Origin of the sequence: Pseudomonas sp. 2,4-D (genome assembly GCF_030418155.1) — a bacterium.
Lineage (GTDB): Bacteria > Pseudomonadota > Gammaproteobacteria > Pseudomonadales > Pseudomonadaceae > Aquipseudomonas > Aquipseudomonas alloputida.
On sequence record NZ_JAUHUI010000037.1, the window covers coordinates 1 to 14,391 of the forward strand.

Consider the following 14,391-nt stretch of genomic DNA (forward strand, 5'->3'; position numbering starts at 1 on the left):
CCCAAGTCGATTGCCAAGTGGTGCCTATTGGCCGGCATGCCTACGTTCACCTGCTGGACATCCAATTCGCCAGCCCCCTGCCCTGCAACCAGCTGCTCGACTACGACCTGCTGATCAACGGCCAGGGTATCGCCGACTGGGCCCCACACCTGCTCTACCCCGGCAACCCACGCCCGAGCCTGGTGCTGCGTGAGCGCCTCGACCATTTGCTGCACGGCTCCTGCCGCAAGCCGCACCACCCTGCTGCCGACGGCCTGCTGTGCGCCGACCGGCTGCTGCAGGGGTGCAAGAAGCCCGAAGACCGCCCCGCCGTGCTAGTGATGACGGGCGACCAGGTTTACGCCGACGATGTCGCTGGCCCCATGCTGCGCGCCATCCATAGCCTGATCTCGCGCCTGGGCTTGTTCGACGAGCAACTGGAGGGTGCGGTGGTAGCCGACAGCCAGGCGCTGTACCAGCACCCGGCCAGCTACTACCACCGTGCCGACCTGCTGCCGGCGCTGGAGCGCAACGACACCCTGCGCGAGCGTTTCTTCGGCGGCAAGCGCAAGCCGATCTTCTCGTCCAGCAACGCCGACAACCACCTGGTGACGTTCGCCGAAGTCATGGCCATGTACCTGTTGGTGTGGTCGCCGCTGCCCTGGCAACTGGTGGACCTGGGCATCCCCAGCGGGCTCAGCGACGAGCATCAAGCCCGATACCGGCAAGAGCTGCCGCTGATCCAGGGGTTTGCCGACAATCTCGGTCAGGTGGCGCGAGTGATGGCCCACCTACCCTGCCTGATGATCTTCGACGACCACGACATCACCGACGACTGGAACCTCTCGGCGCAGTGGGAGGAAACTGCCTACGGCCACCCATTCTCGCGAAGGATCATTGGCAACGCCTTGCTCGGCTACCTGCTCTGCCAGGCCTGGGGCAACAACCCGGACGATTGCAATCCGCTGATCAAGCAGTGCCAGGTGCTGACCCGCCAGAACCAGGATGAGCTGATCGGCGAGCTGCTGCGCTTCCAGGGTTGGCAGTTCAGCCTGCCTACAGAACCACCGCTGCTGGTACTGGACACCCGTACGCGGCGCTGGCGCAGCGAAAGTAACCTGGCCAAGCCGTCCGGCCTGCTGGACTGGGAAGCGCTGAGTGAATTGCAGCAAGCACTGCTCGATCACCCCTCGGCGGTCATCGTGTCGCCTGCGCCGATTTTCGGGGTGAAGCTGATCGAGACGGTGCAGAAGGTGTTCAGCTGGCTGGGCTACCCGCTGCTGGTGGATGCCGAGAACTGGATGGCCCACCGCGGTGCAGCGCAGGTCATCCTCAATATCTTCCGCCACTCGCGCACGCCGGGGCACTACGTGGTGCTGTCGGGGGATGTGCATTACTCGTTCGTGTATGAGGTGCTGATTCGCCACCGCCAGCGCAGCCCGCACTTGTGGCAGGTGACCAGCAGCGGAATCAAGAACGAGTTCCCCCGCCGTTTGCTGGATGTGCTCGACCGGCTCAACCGCTGGCTGTATGCGCCGCGTTCACCACTGAACTGGTTTACCAAGCGGCGGGAGATGGAAGTGGTGCCGCGCACGCCGAACCATAGCAAGGCGGGGGAACGGTTGTGGAATGGTGCCGGGCTGGGACAGGTGTTTTTTGATGAACAGGGGCGGCCAGCGCGGGTGTATCAGCTGGATGCGGGCGGGGGTGAGGCTACAGAGTTTAAAAACCGGGAGCAGTGAGATTCAGAATTTTTACAGCCTGTGCCGGCCTCTTCGTGGGTAAACCCGCGCCTACGGAGGGTTAAGATCCCTGTGTAGGAGCGGGTTTACCCGCGAAGAGGCCCGCACAGGCTATAAATCAGCTCCGCTCCAGCGCATTGACCAGATCATGGAAGGCTTCGCGGTTGGAGTCATTCAGGCCCATGAGGATCTTGTGCGCCTCCAGCACCTTGGAGCGCACCACATCTTCATTCTGGTCCTGCGACGGCAAGTCGGTCAGGCAATCGGTGCAGGGTATCGGCCGATCGACGATGTTGAACACCTGATCGAAGCCCATCGACTGCAATAACCGTGAAATGTCCGGATTGGTAGTCACCACCGTCGGCAGCAGGCCCACCTTCTGCCGTGACAGGATCGACAGCTTCGCCAGCAGGCCCAGCGTGGTGCTGTCGATACTCTCGGTTTCAGTCAGGTCGATGACAATCGCCGAGAAGTTCAGCGCAGTGAAAATCTTCTCGATCGTCGCATCCAGCGCCGAACACAGGGTCAGGCGCACTTCACCAACGAATTTCAGTACGAAGGTACCGCTCTGCTCGGCGAACTGAATTCTACCGGTACTCATTGAAGGTTCCTGCTCAACACCAATAGGGCGATATCATCCGGCATCTCCCCAAGCGTAGCCAATCCAAATCGTTGACGCAGCCCATCCAGACTGCCACCTGCTGCCTTGACGATCTCCGGCAAGGCGGCTTCTTTATCTTTGAGCGTATCACCCGGCAAAAGGTCCAGAATGCCATCGGACATCAGGCTGAGGCTGAACTGCGGGGGCAGTTCCACCACCAGGTCCTGGTAGGTGGCCTCATCGAACAACCCCACCGGCAGGCCGCGGCCTTCCAGGTAGCGGCAATGCTCGGGGGTGTACAGTACCGGCAACGGCAAATGGCCGCCGACAGCGTAGGTCAGCAGGCCGGACTCTTCGTCGATTACCCCGCCGACCATGGTGACGTGCTTGCCCAGCTTGCTGTTGATCAGGCCGCGGTTGATGTGGCTGAGCACTTCAGACGGCTTGAACTCACGCATTCTGCTGCGCTTGAGCTCGAACATGAGGCGCGTGGTCATGAATTTCAACAGCACGGTGACAAAGGCCGACGACGCCCCATGCCCGGATACATCGGCGAGGTAGAAAGCAATGCGCCGCTCGTCCACGCGGAAATAATCGACAAAATCACCCGAAAGGTACAACGACGGGATGATCTGGTGCTCGAAGGCGAACTCGCCGGCCACCCAGGGGCTTTCCGGCAACATGTTCATCTGCACCTGGCGACCGGCGGTCTGGTCCTCCTGCAACAGGTGCAGGCTGGCCTCCAGTTCGCGGTTGGCGGCTTCGAGCTTGTCGCGGTAGCGCTGGTTTTCCAGCACAAGGCGCGAGCGGTCGAGGGCGCGGCGCACCGAATGCTCGAGTACGGCCAGGTCTTCCAGCGGCTTGATGAGGTAGTCGGCGGCGCCCAGGCGCAACGCTTCCACCGCATCACTCATGACGCCGGCACCGGACACCACGATCACCGGCAACTGCGGCGCGCGCTCGCTGACTTGACGGATCAGTTCGAGGCCGCCCATCTGCGGCATGCGCAGATCGCAGATCACGAGGTCGGGCTGGTGTTCTTCGAAGACCTGAAGCCCCTGCTGGCCATTACCGGCCTGGAGGACGCTGAAACCACTGTCTTCAAGATAGGCGGCGAGGCTGGCACGGACCACGTCGTCGTCATCGATGATCAGCAGCGTTGCACTGGTTTTCTGCATGTGGGCGAACGGCGCCGATTTAGGTTGGTGCAGCGGTGTCGGCAAGGCAGACGGCCAGCTACGGGAATTCTTTATGGTCACACTCTACTTGAGTTGTAGGACAAGAACACCTGCCCGGCAACTGTCAGAGGTACCTTGTAAGGCGCAGACGGTACTCCCATCCGGCAGGGGTTTCAAGCATGCTGGGGTCGACCTCGCCGCTCTTTACAGGGCAAATCACCGGGAGTTATAAGAAAGTTGACCAGCGCAACCCGACGGGAAGGATGCAGCATGCCCCACACGCCCTCCAGCCATAGCGAGAAACGCGACTTCATTCGCATGCGCATCGACACCGAGGTCAGCCTTTTGCACGAAGGCCAGGTGATTGCGGCGGTGTGCCTGGACCTGTCCAGCGGTGGCATGCAGGTGCAGGCGCCGCAGCGCTTTCTGGTGGGTGATCTGATCGAGGTACGGATCGATTCCGACCATCCGGCGCTGAAGGGGCTGCATGCCAGCACCGAAGTGGTATGGATTGCCGACCAGCCGGGCGGGCAGCAGAAGTTCGGGCTGCGGATCCTGGCCATGCATTGATCCTGAGGCCGCTTTGCGGCCCCAGGTTCACAGATCAGAAGTCGTCTTCGACCTCGCCATCCTTCACCTTGAACTCGCGGTTTTGCAGGTAGGCGTTGCGAATGAAGATGTACTTGTCACCCTGAATCAGCTTTTCGGCCGAGAGCAGGCTGGCACGGGTGTCGATCAGGTCCAGCGCGAAGATCGAATTGCGCGTAGGCACGTGGTCGATGTAGCGATAAGGTTTGGTGTAGGTGTCCGGGTACCTGGCCACACCATCACGCACAGTGCTTGGGCCCAGCAGCGGGATGACCACATACGGCCCGCTCGGCACACCCCAGTAGCCCAGGGTCTGGCCAAAGTCCTCGTCGTTGCGCTGCAGGCCCATCTTGGTACCCACATCGAAGAAGCCACCCAGGCCGAAGGTGGTGTTGACGATCAACCGCGCCGTATCAACGCCCGCCGCATGCGGCTTGAGCTGCAACACGTTGTTGGCCAGGTTGGTCACGTCCCCCAGGTTGCGAAAGATGTTGTGGATGCCATCTTCGAGGAACTGTGGAGTGACCGCTTGGTAGCCCTTGGCCAAGGGTTTGAGGGCATAGGTGTCGAGGGTATCGTTGAAGCGGAAGATCGGGCGGTTGACCGCTTCCCAGGGATCTTCCTCGGTGGCCGCCTGGGTGGCTGCCACGGGCGCCAGCAGCATGCTGGCACAGACACAGGCCTGGGTGACTCGTTCGATCACACTGGCACCGATCCTACGCATAGATGTTTCTCCATCGAATTTCTCGGCCGCAAGCGCAACAGGTCGCGCTGCTGTTAAGGCGGCAGTATAGAGACTTGCGGGCTGATAAACAGCCTTACACATTTTTGCTCCATATTTTGTGAACAACTGTTGCTCGGCGACCGATGTCACAGGACGGTAACAATCAACGCATAGCCTTCGAACCATTTGAGGGAAGTTGCCATGGACACTGCGCCCGCCTTCACCGCTGTACTGTTCGGCTTGCGCGGCTGCCTGGTGCAGGCCACCCATGGCGCGCCATCACCCGCCCCCGGCGCCCTCGCCACCCTTGCCAGCCTGCGTCAGCGCCAAGTGCCGTGCATCTGGCTGGATGACCTCAATACCGCACAAAGCGAGCGCCTGGCCCATGTGCTGCCCGACTGGCTTCCAGGGCATGCGGTCAATGGCGTGCACTGGCCAGCGCCGAACGCTTGCTGGCAGGCACTGATGGCGCTGGACAGCGAGCGCCTGGATGGCTGCGTATTGGTCAGCGGCGACCCGCGCCTACTGCAGTCTGGCCTTAACGCCGGCTTGTGGACGGTAGGCCTGGCCGCCTGCAGCCCGTTATGCGACCGCACTTCTGCGCAATGGCAAGCCATGAGCCCGCAAGAGCAGGATCTGGCGCGTAGCAAGGCGACGCTGGCGCTATTCAGCCTGGGCGTGCACTCGGTGATCGACCATCTGGAAGCGCTGGACACCTGCCTGGTGGACATCGCCCAGCGCCGGCGCAAGGGTGAAAAACCCTGATACAGCAGCCTTGACGCGGATCATGCAAATCGCCAGCAGGTAGATTACCCTGAAGACAGGCCAGAACCTTTGCCACGTCGCCGAGGTCCATGGCTTGCCAAGCCATTGATGGAGAATAGCCAATGCCTGCCCGCGAATTGCAAGAGCGCCTGAACAGCTTGCGCGAGCAACTGGACCGCAACGTACCGCTTTCGGAAGAAGAGCTGGCCGCCCTGCACGAAGAGGCGCGCCAGATCGAGGCGCAACTGAAACTTGAGGAAGCCACGCCAGACAACAACCTGGTGGACGGCGTAAACCTGGCGATCGAACGCTTCGAGGCCGACCACCCCGACCTCACAGCCACCCTGCGCAGCATTGCCAACTCGCTGCACAGCATGGGGATCTGAAATAGCGGGGGCCGCTAAGCGGCCCCCCCTGTAATTACTGCCGAACCAGGCGCTTGTTGTCCGGGCTGATCGCCCCGGTGCTGCGATACGGGTTGATGTCCAGCCCACCCCGGCGCACATAGCGCGCATAGACCGTCAGGTGCTCCGGCTGCAGCAGTTTCTTCAGGTCCAGGTAAATCCGTTCCACACACTGCTCATGGAAGTCTGCATGCTGGCGGAAGCTGATCAGATAGGTCAGCAGGCTGGCGTGGTCCAGCGCCCTGCCCTTGTACTCGACCACTACGCTGCCCCAATCCGGCTGGCCAGTGACCGGGCAGTTGGACTTCAGCAGATGGCTATGCAGGGTTTCTTCCACCACCCGCGCCGGGTCGCAGCGCAACAGCTCTGGCTGCGGCTGCTCGTAATTGCTGATGGCCACATCCAGTGCATCGATGCACTGCCCCGGCAACGCCACCACACCCTGGGCTTCAACCTCGGCCAAAGTGCGCACCTTCACCCCCACTGGCTTGCCGGCAGCGGCGGTAAGGTCTTTTTCCAGGCATGCCTGCAACGCGCCCAGCGAGGTGAACACCGTCTGGTTCAGCGAGTTGAGGTACAGCTTGAATGACTTGGACTCGATGATGTTTGGCGAATCAGCCGGGATGGCGAATTCGCCGATCGCAACCACCGGCTTGCCCGAAGGCAGCAGCCAGCTCAGCTCGAAGCAGTTCCAGTAATCCACCCCCTGCCAGGGCAAGGTCTGTGCAGTGACGCCCAGCTCGGCCCACTTGGCAGTACGCGGGATCGGGAACAATTGCTCCGGGGAGTAGGTGGCGATGTATTCGCTGGACTTGCCCAGCGGGGAATGTTCGGCAGCGGGATGCATGGAAACTGACCTAGAGGTTCGAAAATGCCCCTAGTCTACCGGTTTTGCACCCCGCCTTGCAGGGCCAGTCACTCAATGGTCAATGTCCCGACCATACCCGCCTGGTAATGACCCGGCACGTTGCAGGCAAACTCGATGGGTGCCGATTGGCGGAAGGTCCAGGTCAGCTCGGCGCGCTGGCCGGGCATGACCATCACAGTGTTGCCACCCCCGTGACCATGGCCGTCACCATGGCCCATCATTTGGCCGTGGTTCATCATCTTGCCGTGATCCATACCTTCGTGGTTCATCGCCTCGGTGAACATCTTGCCTTGCATGGCGACCATTTCCTTCTGGTGTTCGGCATGCATGGCCTTGTCGCCCAGGTTGAATTCGTGCGGCAGCTTGCCCTCGTTGACCAGTACGAAGCGCACCGTCTCACCGGCTTTTACCTGCAGGCTTTTGGGCTCGAAGGCGATGTCCTTGAGCACCACGTTGACCGTACGGGTGGCCTTGGCCGCCGGGGCAGGCTCACCAAAGGCAAAGGTCTGGGCCTGGCCAGCGAAAGCCGGCAGGCTGCCCAGGGCAAGTGTGGCGGCAATGAACAGGTGTTTCATGATGACTCCGGAAATACACAGCAGGATGAAGCCACATTAGCCGGGGGCGACTGGCAGCTACCTGACAGGCACATTACAACTTCGTCAGCTTGGGCGAGCGGGCACATCGTCACGTATCATTTCACCCACCCCATTACCTCTGTGCTAGCGGTAAAGCGACGCCATAGGCTACGCACAATCTTTCAGAATATGGACAGTGCATGAAACTGCTGATCGTCGAAGACCAGGCCCGCACCGGCCAGTACCTGAGCCAAGGCCTGAGCGAGGCCGGCTTTGCCACCGAGTTGGCTACCGATGGCGAGACCGGCCAGTTCCTGGCCCTGACCGGCGACCACGACCTGCTGATCCTCGACGTGATGCTGCCTGGCCGCGACGGCTGGCAGATTCTTCAGGCCGTGCGCCAGGCTGGCCTGGATACGCCAGTGCTGTTCCTGACCGCCCGCGACGCCGTCGAGGATCGCGTGCATGGCCTGGAACTGGGCGCCGACGACTACCTGGTCAAGCCGTTCGCCTTTTCCGAACTGCTAGCCCGGGTACGCAGCCTGCTACGCCGTGGCACCAGCCCGAGCCAGGACACGATCCTGAGCCTGGCCGACCTGCGCCTGGACCTGATCCGCCGCCGCGCCGAGCGCGCCGGGCTGCGCATCGACCTGACCGCCAAGGAATTCTCACTCCTTGAGCTGCTGCTGCGCCGCCAGGGTGAGGTGCTGCCAAAATCGCTGATCGCCTCGCAGGTGTGGGACATGAACTTCGATAGCGACACCAATGTGATCGAAGTGGCCATCCGCCGCCTGCGCCTGAAGATCGACGACCCGCACCCCAATAAGCTGATCCACACCGTACGCGGCATGGGTTACGTACTCGAAGAGCGCAACGAGTGATGCGCCGGGTTTCCCTCGGCAGCCGCCTGGCCCTGCTGTTCGCCGCCTGCACCGCCACCGTCTCGCTGGGCGCCGGCCTGCTGTTCAGCCGGGCCAGCGAGCAGCACTTCGTCGAACTTGACCAACAACTGCTGGACTCGCGCCTGTCATTGTTTCGCACGCAACTGGCTGGTGTCAGCACGGCTGATGAGCTCCAGGCCCGCCTGCCTGCCCTGCGCGATGAACTGAGTCACCAGGCCGACCTGGCCCTGCGCATCAGTGCCAGCAATGGCGCCACCTGGTTCGAAAGCCGCAGCGGGCTGCCGCAAGCAGCGCTGGCCACCGGGCTGGCCACCCTGCATGCGCCAGGCATCGACTACCGTAGTCTGTCCGTCCCCCTGAAACAGGGCACCATGCAGTCGCCGCGACTGACCCTGTACCTCGACATCACCCACCACCAGCACTTCCTGCAGGGCATGCAACGGCTGATCTGGCTGACTGTCGGCCTGTCGGCGCTAACCACCGCACTACTGGGTGCCTGGGCCGCTCGCAGCGGCCTGCGCCCATTGCGGCAGATGGGCCAGGTAGCCGCCAGCGTGTCAGCGCGTTCGCTCACCACCCGTTTGCCGGTGGCGCAGATGCCCGAAGAGCTGGCCGAGCTGGCCAGCAGCATGAACGCGATGCTGCAGCGCCTGGACGATGCCTTCCAGCGCCTCTCAGCGTTCTCTGCCGATATCGCCCACGAGTTGCGTACGCCGCTGTCCAACCTGCTGACGCACACCCAGGTCACCCTCACCCGCCCACGCAGCCTCGAAGAATACCGAGAGGCGCTGCATGGCAACCTGGAAGAACTGCAATGGATGGCGCAGATGATCAACGACATGCTGTTTCTGGCCAAGGCCGACCACGGCCTGCTGGTACCGGGGGACGCGCCTTTGGCGCTGCATGACGAGGTGGATGCGCTGCTGGAGTACTACGCGCCCCTGGCAGAAGACAGGGACGTGCAGATGCTGCGCGAGGGTGAAGCCGTAGTGCACGGTGACCGGCATATGCTGCGCCGGGCACTGTCCAACCTGCTGGACAACGCCATGCGCTTTACCCCGGCAGGCGGACAGATCAAGGTAACCCTGGGGCCGGGGCCGAAGATCAACGTGGCCAATTCCGGGCTGGCTATCGACCCGGCCGCGCTACCGCGACTTTTCGACCGCTTCTACCGGGTGGACCCGGCTCGACGGGAAGGCAGCAGCGAGCATGCGGGGCTGGGCCTGGCGATTACCCGGTCGATCGTGCAGGCCCATGGCGGACGTATACGGGCAGAATGCGAGGATGGGTGGACCCGATTCTTGATCGAGTTCACTCAAGATCGGTAACCCAGGGGCGCTTTACGCCCCCAGGATCTCAGGCAAACATCAAACCGCCAGGCCAATCGCCGGCTGCACCTGCGATGCCCGGTAGGCCGGGTAAATGGTCGCCAGGAAACTCATCACCAGGCCGGCGGTGCAGATGATCGCCACATCCCCCCACTGCAACTGCGACGGCAAGCTGCTGACGAAGTACACATCCGACGTAAAGATGTGCTGCCCGCTCACCCGCTCCAGCCAGCCGACGATCTGGCTGACATTGAACGCCGCAATCACGCCCAGTACGCCACCAATCAGTGTGCCGACAATGCCGATCAGGCTGCCCTGGACCATGAAAGTGCCCATGATCTGCGCCGGTGTGGCGCCCAAGGTACGCAGGATGGCAATGTCCGGGCCCTTGTCGTTCACCACCATTACCAGGGTGGCGATGATATTGAACGCCGCGACCGCGATGATCATCATCAGCAACAGGCCGATCATGGTCTTTTCCATCTTCATGGCGCTGAACAGGCTGCCCTGGGTATGCGACCAGTCATCGGCCCGGTAGGCGTCACCAAGCCCGGCAGCAATCGCCTTGGACACCTGCGGAGCGGCATACAGGTCGTGCAGCTTAAGCCGCACACCTTGCACCTGGCCTGGCGCCCAGCGTTGCATCTCGGCTGCATCAGCAACATGGATATAGGCCTGCGACCCATCCAGTTCGGCGCCGACCTTGAAGATGCCAACCACGGTGAGGCGCTGCATGCGCGGGGTGATGCCACCCGGTTCCTTGCTGATTTCCGGCACGATCAAGGTCAGCTTGTCGCCGGTGTTCAGGCGAAAGCGGCGTGCGGTCAGTTCACCGATGACCACGCCAAACTCACCTGGCTGCAAGCCCTGCAGGCGGCCCTGGACGATGTGTTGGCCAACGATGGAAACCTTGCCCTCCTCGGCCGGGTCGATACCACCCACCTGGATCGGCTGCATGGCGCCCTTGTACGACAGCATGCCTTCCATCTCGGTAATCGGCGCCGCAGCCATCACCGCCGGATTTTTCATGGCTGCGTCGGCCACCTTGTGCCAATCGTCCAGCGGCTGCACGCCGAGGATGGCGGCATGCGGCACCAGGCCGAGAATGCGCGAGCTCATTTCGCGCTGGAAGCCATTCATCACCGACAGCACCACGATCATTGCCAGCACGCCCAGCGACAGGCCGATCATCGAAGTCATCGAAATGAACGAGATGAAGTGGTTGCGACGCTTGGCTCGGGTGTAGCGCGCGCCGATAAAGATGGGCAAGGGTCTGAACATGTACGAAATCACCCAATGGAAACAGGAAAACGGGGCAGCACCTGCCACCCCGGCAGTCGATCAGATGGCCACCAGGTGGCCATCGTCGAGCTTCAGCACACGGTCCATCTGCCGCGCCAGGTTGAGGTCGTGGGTGACCACCAGGAATGCCGTGCGCGAAGCGCTGGACAGCTCCTGCATCAGCTCCTGGATGCCTTGGGCGGTATGGTGGTCGAGGTTACCGGTCGGCTCGTCGAGCATCACCAGGCCGGGGCGGTTGACCAGCGCCCGGGCAATCGCCACACGCTGGCGCTCGCCGCCGGAAAGCTCGGCCGGCTTGTGGTTCAAGCGGTGGCCCAGGCCTACCCGCTTGAGCAGCGCCTCGGCACGCTCCCGGGCCTCGGGGATGGGCGTCCGGCCGATCAGCAGCGGCATGCACACGTTCTCGATAGCGGTGAATTCCGGCAGCAGGTGGTGGAACTGGTAGACGAAGCCCAACTCGCGGTTGCGTAGCAGGCCACGGGCACGCTCGCCCAGTGCCGACAGCTCTTCGCCTGCCAGCCACACGCTGCCCTGGGTCGGCCGGTCGAGGCCGCCCAGCAGGTTGAGCAAGGTACTCTTGCCCGAGCCGGAACTGCCAACGATGGCCACCCGCTCACCGGCCCGCAGTTCCAGGTTGAGCCCGGACAGCACCTGCACCGACTCCGGGCCCTCGTCGTAGGACTTGCCCAGGTTGCGGCAACTCAGAACGGCTTTATCACTCATGCGCGACTCACTCATAACGTAGCGCCTCTGCAGGCTGGGTGCGGGCCGCACGCCAGGCCGGATACAGGGTGGCGAAGAAACTCAGGACCAGTGCCGCTCCACAGACCATGTACACGTCCTGGGCCAGGATCTGCGACGGCAGGTAATCGATGAAATACACGTCGGCGTTGAGGAACTTGTGGCCGATCAGTGTCTCGATGCCGGCGATCGCCGCGCTCACGTTCAGTGCCGCGAAGATCCCGACCACGGCGCCGATCAGGGTACCGATCACCCCGATCACCGTGCCCTGGACCATGAAGATGAGCATGATCTGCCCGGGCGTGGCGCCCAGAGTGCGCAGGATGGCGATGTCACCGCGCTTGTCGTTGACCACCATCACCAGGGTGGAAATGATGTTGAACGCCGCTACCGCCACGATCAGCAGCAACAGCAGGCCGATCATGGCCTTTTCCATACGGATCGCCTGGTACAGGTTGCCGTGGGTACGGGTCCAGTCACGGCTATAGAATTCCTGGTCGCCCAGCTGCTGGGCGATGCTCCAGGCTACGCGCGGCGCCTGGAACAGGTCGTCGAACTTCAGGCGCAGGCCCTGGACCTGGTCGGGCTTCCAGCGGTGCAGGCGGGACAGGTCACTGATGTTGGTCAGGCCCAGGTAGCCGTCGATCTCGCCCGCGCCAACGTGGAAGGTGCCAACCACAGTGAAGCGCTTCATGCGCGGGAACATGCCGGCGGGGGTCACGCTGACCTCGGGGGCGACAAAGGTGAGCTTGTCGCCGATGGCAACGCCCAGCTTGGCCGCCGCCTTGTCGCCGATCATGATGCCCCACTCGCCCGGCGCCAACTGGTCCAGGCGGCCTTGCAAGACGAAGTTGTCGATGATCGACACCTCGCGCTCGCGAGCGGGGTCAATGCCATTGAGCAGCACCTTCTGCACCTTGCCATCATGGGTCAGCAGGCCCTGCATCTGGGTGAACGGCGCAACCGCTACCACCTGCGGATTCTGCTTTACTTGTTGGGCAAGGGCCTGCCAGTCGGCAATGGGCTGGCCGCTCTCCAGCGTGGCATGGGGAATCATCCCCAACACGCGGGTGCGCATCTCGTGGTCGAAACCGTTCATCACCGACAGCACCACGATCATTACCACCACGCCCAGGGCGAGGCCGATCATCGAGGTCAGGGAAATGAACGAGACGAAGTGATTGCGACGTTTGGCACGGGTATAACGCGTGCCGATGAATGCGAAAAGAGGTCTGAACATGTCGGGGCTTGTTCGGATGAAAGGGAACGTCCTTGTGGCGAGGCGCCTACGGCGGCTTTACACTCGGACCACCGCCGCTACCTTGGGTTCGCCATGACGACATTAGACGAAGAAGATCGCCGCGAATACTACCGCATCGAAGATCGGATCGCACTTCAAATAAGCCCCCTTAGCGCGGCCGAAGCCCTTGACCCAGATGTGTTGCAAGATGATTCGCCGCTATTCAACCTGCTCAGCGAGCTGCACCTGGCCGACTTCGAGTCGCAACACCTGTTGCGCCAGCTAAGCGACAAGGACCGTACGCTCGCCGCGTTCCTGCGGGCACAGAACAAGCGCCTCGACTTGCTCAGCGCGGTGGTTGGGCAAACCCTGCTTGGCGAGGTCGGCGAGCCGCTGCCGGTGGTCATCTCCGAAGGCGGCATCGAATTCGCCCAAGCCACACAGATTGCCCCCGGTACCCGAGTGAAAGTAAAAATGGTGCTGATGCCGCGCGCCCATGGCCTGCTGCTGCGCGGCAAGGTCACCCATTGCGACCCTCGCCCTGAGGGCGGCTTCGAGGTCGGCACCGAGTTCATCGACATGACCGACGCCCAACGGCAACTGCTGGCCCGTTACATCCTGCAGCGCCAGCAACAGCAACGGCGCCAGCAGCTGGAACTGAACGACTCCGCCTCCTGAGCCAATTTCTCCCTGATTTGAAGGAACGAACGTGACCCTGATCTACGGCCATCGCGGCGCCAAGGGCGAAGCACCCGAGAACACCCTGAAGAGCTTTCAGCAATGCCTGTCCCATGGCGTGACCCGCTGCGAGCTGGACCTGCACTTGTCATCCGACAACGAACTGATGGTCATCCACGACCCCACCCTCAAGCGCACCACGGGCCGGCGCGGCAAAGTGGTCGAGCACCCGGCCGCCGAACTGGTCAAGATCGATGCCCGCAAAGGCGGCCCGGGCCATGTGCAGCCCTGCCCGATCCCGAAACTGGAAGAGCTGTTCGAAAAATGCCCGTTCGAGCACTGGCAACTGGAGGTGAAAAGCGCCTCGCGCACCCGCGCGGCCACCACCGTCCTGGCGATCCGTGAACTGGCCCAGCAATATGGCCTGCTGGACAAGGTGACCATCACCTCAAGTTCACGCGAAGTACTGGGCGCCGCCCTGGAACTGGTGCCAGACGTGAAGCGTGGGCTTGTGGCCGAATACGCCTGGCTCGACCCGCTGAAGGTGGCACAGAACTACGGCTGCGAACTGCTGGCATTGAACTGGACGCTGTGCACCCCCGAGCGCCTGCTCAAAGCACAGGGCCAGGGTTTGCATGTGTCGGTATGGACGGTCAACGAGCCGGCACTGATGCGCCGGCTTGCTGACTTTGGTGTGGACAGCCTGATTACAGACTTTCCCGGTTTGGCCAAGACCACCCTCGGGTAGGGTTGAAATCGGTCTCTCCGACCGGCTC

The 14,391-nt window shown here is 62.4% G+C and carries 16 protein-coding genes; 8 read left to right on the forward strand and 8 right to left on the reverse strand.

The annotated features are described in order from the left end of the window. Positions 1–1,721 (forward strand): alkaline phosphatase D family protein (locus QYE47_RS21435; RefSeq protein WP_301159128.1); only part of this gene is annotated, 1,721 nt, incomplete at its 5' end. Between the two features lie 118 nt (positions 1,722–1,839). On the opposite strand, the gene rssC is transcribed toward QYE47_RS21435, so the two are convergent. Together rssC and rssB are read right to left on the reverse strand one after the other, a co-directional pair. Continuing rightward, positions 1,840–2,322 (reverse strand): anti-sigma factor antagonist RssC, encoded by a 483-nt coding sequence (gene rssC, locus QYE47_RS21440; protein WP_010953152.1) that lies wholly within the window; start codon positions 2,320–2,322, stop codon positions 1,840–1,842. Then, positions 2,319–3,500 (reverse strand): two-component system response regulator RssB, encoded by a 1,182-nt coding sequence (rssB, locus tag QYE47_RS21445; protein WP_010953151.1) that lies wholly within the window; start codon positions 3,498–3,500, stop codon positions 2,319–2,321. The genes rssC and rssB overlap by 4 nt, the downstream gene beginning before the upstream one ends. Before the next feature lie 270 nt (positions 3,501–3,770). Here rssB and QYE47_RS21450 point away from each other — a divergent pair, with 270 nt between their 5' ends. Next, positions 3,771–4,070 carry a PilZ domain-containing protein gene (locus QYE47_RS21450; protein WP_003248821.1) on the forward strand — a complete coding sequence of 100 codons (300 nt, stop codon included), beginning with the start codon at positions 3,771–3,773 and terminating at the stop codon, positions 4,068–4,070. Positions 4,071–4,104: 34 nt separating this feature from the next. Here QYE47_RS21450 and QYE47_RS21455 read toward each other — a convergent pair whose 3' ends face one another. Next, complete coding sequence (locus QYE47_RS21455) at positions 4,105–4,812, reverse strand: VacJ family lipoprotein (RefSeq protein WP_014591765.1); 708 nt, start codon at positions 4,810–4,812, stop codon at positions 4,105–4,107. Between the two features lie 201 nt (positions 4,813–5,013). On the opposite strand from QYE47_RS21455, the gene QYE47_RS21460 reads away from it, so the two are divergent. Together QYE47_RS21460 and QYE47_RS21465 are read left to right on the forward strand one after the other, a co-directional pair. Continuing rightward, a complete protein-coding gene (locus tag QYE47_RS21460) occupies positions 5,014–5,577 on the forward strand; it encodes a hypothetical protein (protein ID WP_014591766.1) in 564 nt (187 codons plus the stop codon). Positions 5,578–5,699: 122 nt separating this feature from the next. After that, on the forward strand, positions 5,700–5,963 hold the full coding sequence (locus tag QYE47_RS21465; RefSeq protein WP_003248815.1) for a DUF4404 family protein: 264 nt from the start codon (positions 5,700–5,702) through the stop codon (positions 5,961–5,963). A gap of 34 nt (positions 5,964–5,997) precedes the next feature. On the opposite strand, the gene queF is transcribed toward QYE47_RS21465, so the two are convergent. Then, entirely contained in the window at positions 5,998–6,828 is an 831-nt protein-coding gene (gene queF / locus QYE47_RS21470) for an NADPH-dependent 7-cyano-7-deazaguanine reductase QueF (protein WP_070384153.1), read from the reverse strand. Positions 6,829–6,896: 68 nt separating this feature from the next. Continuing rightward, positions 6,897–7,424, reverse strand: coding sequence for a plastocyanin/azurin family copper-binding protein (locus tag QYE47_RS21475; RefSeq protein ID WP_070384154.1), 528 nt, complete (start codon positions 7,422–7,424; stop codon positions 6,897–6,899). A gap of 200 nt (positions 7,425–7,624) precedes the next feature. On the opposite strand from QYE47_RS21475, the gene cinR reads away from it, so the two are divergent. Beyond that, positions 7,625–8,305, forward strand: coding sequence for a two-component system response regulator CinR (gene cinR, locus QYE47_RS21480; protein WP_014591769.1), 681 nt, complete (start codon positions 7,625–7,627; stop codon positions 8,303–8,305). Next, positions 8,302–9,654, forward strand: coding sequence for a two-component system sensor histidine kinase CinS (gene cinS, locus QYE47_RS21485; RefSeq protein ID WP_070384155.1), 1,353 nt, complete (start codon positions 8,302–8,304; stop codon positions 9,652–9,654). The genes cinR and cinS overlap by 4 nt, the downstream gene beginning before the upstream one ends. Positions 9,655–9,693: 39 nt before the next feature. On the opposite strand, the gene QYE47_RS21490 is transcribed toward cinS, so the two are convergent. The 3 genes from QYE47_RS21490 to QYE47_RS21500 are packed head-to-tail and all read right to left on the reverse strand — an operon-like array spanning position 9,694 to position 12,937. Next, a complete protein-coding gene (locus QYE47_RS21490) occupies positions 9,694–10,935 on the reverse strand; it encodes a lipoprotein-releasing ABC transporter permease subunit (protein WP_014591771.1) in 1,242 nt (413 codons plus the stop codon). A 60-nt stretch (positions 10,936–10,995) separates the two neighbouring features. After that, positions 10,996–11,679, reverse strand: coding sequence for a lipoprotein-releasing ABC transporter ATP-binding protein LolD (lolD, locus tag QYE47_RS21495; RefSeq protein WP_172830932.1), 684 nt, complete (start codon positions 11,677–11,679; stop codon positions 10,996–10,998). 7 nt (positions 11,680–11,686) lie between these two features. Then, the gene (locus QYE47_RS21500) at positions 11,687–12,937 is read right to left on the reverse strand and encodes a lipoprotein-releasing ABC transporter permease subunit (RefSeq protein WP_010953141.1); all 1,251 of its coding nucleotides are present in this window, start codon (positions 12,935–12,937) and stop codon (positions 11,687–11,689) included. 93 nt (positions 12,938–13,030) lie between these two features. On the opposite strand from QYE47_RS21500, the gene QYE47_RS21505 reads away from it, so the two are divergent. Both QYE47_RS21505 and QYE47_RS21510 read left to right on the forward strand, forming a co-directional pair. Then, positions 13,031–13,615, forward strand: a complete 585-nt coding sequence (locus QYE47_RS21505) for a PilZ domain-containing protein (RefSeq protein ID WP_019436882.1) — start codon at positions 13,031–13,033, stop codon at positions 13,613–13,615. 31 nt (positions 13,616–13,646) lie between these two features. Next, the gene (locus QYE47_RS21510; protein WP_003248799.1) at positions 13,647–14,363 is read left to right on the forward strand and encodes a glycerophosphodiester phosphodiesterase family protein; all 717 of its coding nucleotides are present in this window, start codon (positions 13,647–13,649) and stop codon (positions 14,361–14,363) included. Positions 14,364–14,391 lie beyond the last annotated feature (28 nt).

What these genes read in the sequence shown, in the direction of transcription:
- QYE47_RS21455 (WP_014591765.1), bottom strand. Translation starts at nt 4,812, where the DNA reads ATGCGTAGGATCGGTGCCAGTGTGATCGAACGAGTCACCCAGGCCTGT.
- queF (WP_070384153.1), bottom strand. Translation starts at nt 6,828, where the DNA reads ATGCATCCCGCTGCCGAACATTCCCCGCTGGGCAAGTCCAGCGAATAC.
- lolD (WP_172830932.1), bottom strand. Translation starts at nt 11,679, where the DNA reads ATGAGTGATAAAGCCGTTCTGAGTTGCCGCAACCTGGGCAAGTCCTAC.
- QYE47_RS21450 (WP_003248821.1), top strand. Translation starts at nt 3,771, where the DNA reads ATGCCCCACACGCCCTCCAGCCATAGCGAGAAACGCGACTTCATTCGC.
- QYE47_RS21505 (WP_019436882.1), top strand. Translation starts at nt 13,031, where the DNA reads ATGACGACATTAGACGAAGAAGATCGCCGCGAATACTACCGCATCGAA.
- QYE47_RS21500 (WP_010953141.1), bottom strand. Translation starts at nt 12,937, where the DNA reads ATGTTCAGACCTCTTTTCGCATTCATCGGCACGCGTTATACCCGTGCC.
- rssC (WP_010953152.1), bottom strand. Translation starts at nt 2,322, where the DNA reads ATGAGTACCGGTAGAATTCAGTTCGCCGAGCAGAGCGGTACCTTCGTA.
- rssB (WP_010953151.1), bottom strand. Translation starts at nt 3,500, where the DNA reads ATGCAGAAAACCAGTGCAACGCTGCTGATCATCGATGACGACGACGTG.
- QYE47_RS21475 (WP_070384154.1), bottom strand. Translation starts at nt 7,424, where the DNA reads ATGAAACACCTGTTCATTGCCGCCACACTTGCCCTGGGCAGCCTGCCG.
- QYE47_RS21490 (WP_014591771.1), bottom strand. Translation starts at nt 10,935, where the DNA reads ATGTTCAGACCCTTGCCCATCTTTATCGGCGCGCGCTACACCCGAGCC.
- cinR (WP_014591769.1), top strand. Translation starts at nt 7,625, where the DNA reads ATGAAACTGCTGATCGTCGAAGACCAGGCCCGCACCGGCCAGTACCTG.
- QYE47_RS21460 (WP_014591766.1), top strand. Translation starts at nt 5,014, where the DNA reads ATGGACACTGCGCCCGCCTTCACCGCTGTACTGTTCGGCTTGCGCGGC.
- QYE47_RS21465 (WP_003248815.1), top strand. Translation starts at nt 5,700, where the DNA reads ATGCCTGCCCGCGAATTGCAAGAGCGCCTGAACAGCTTGCGCGAGCAA.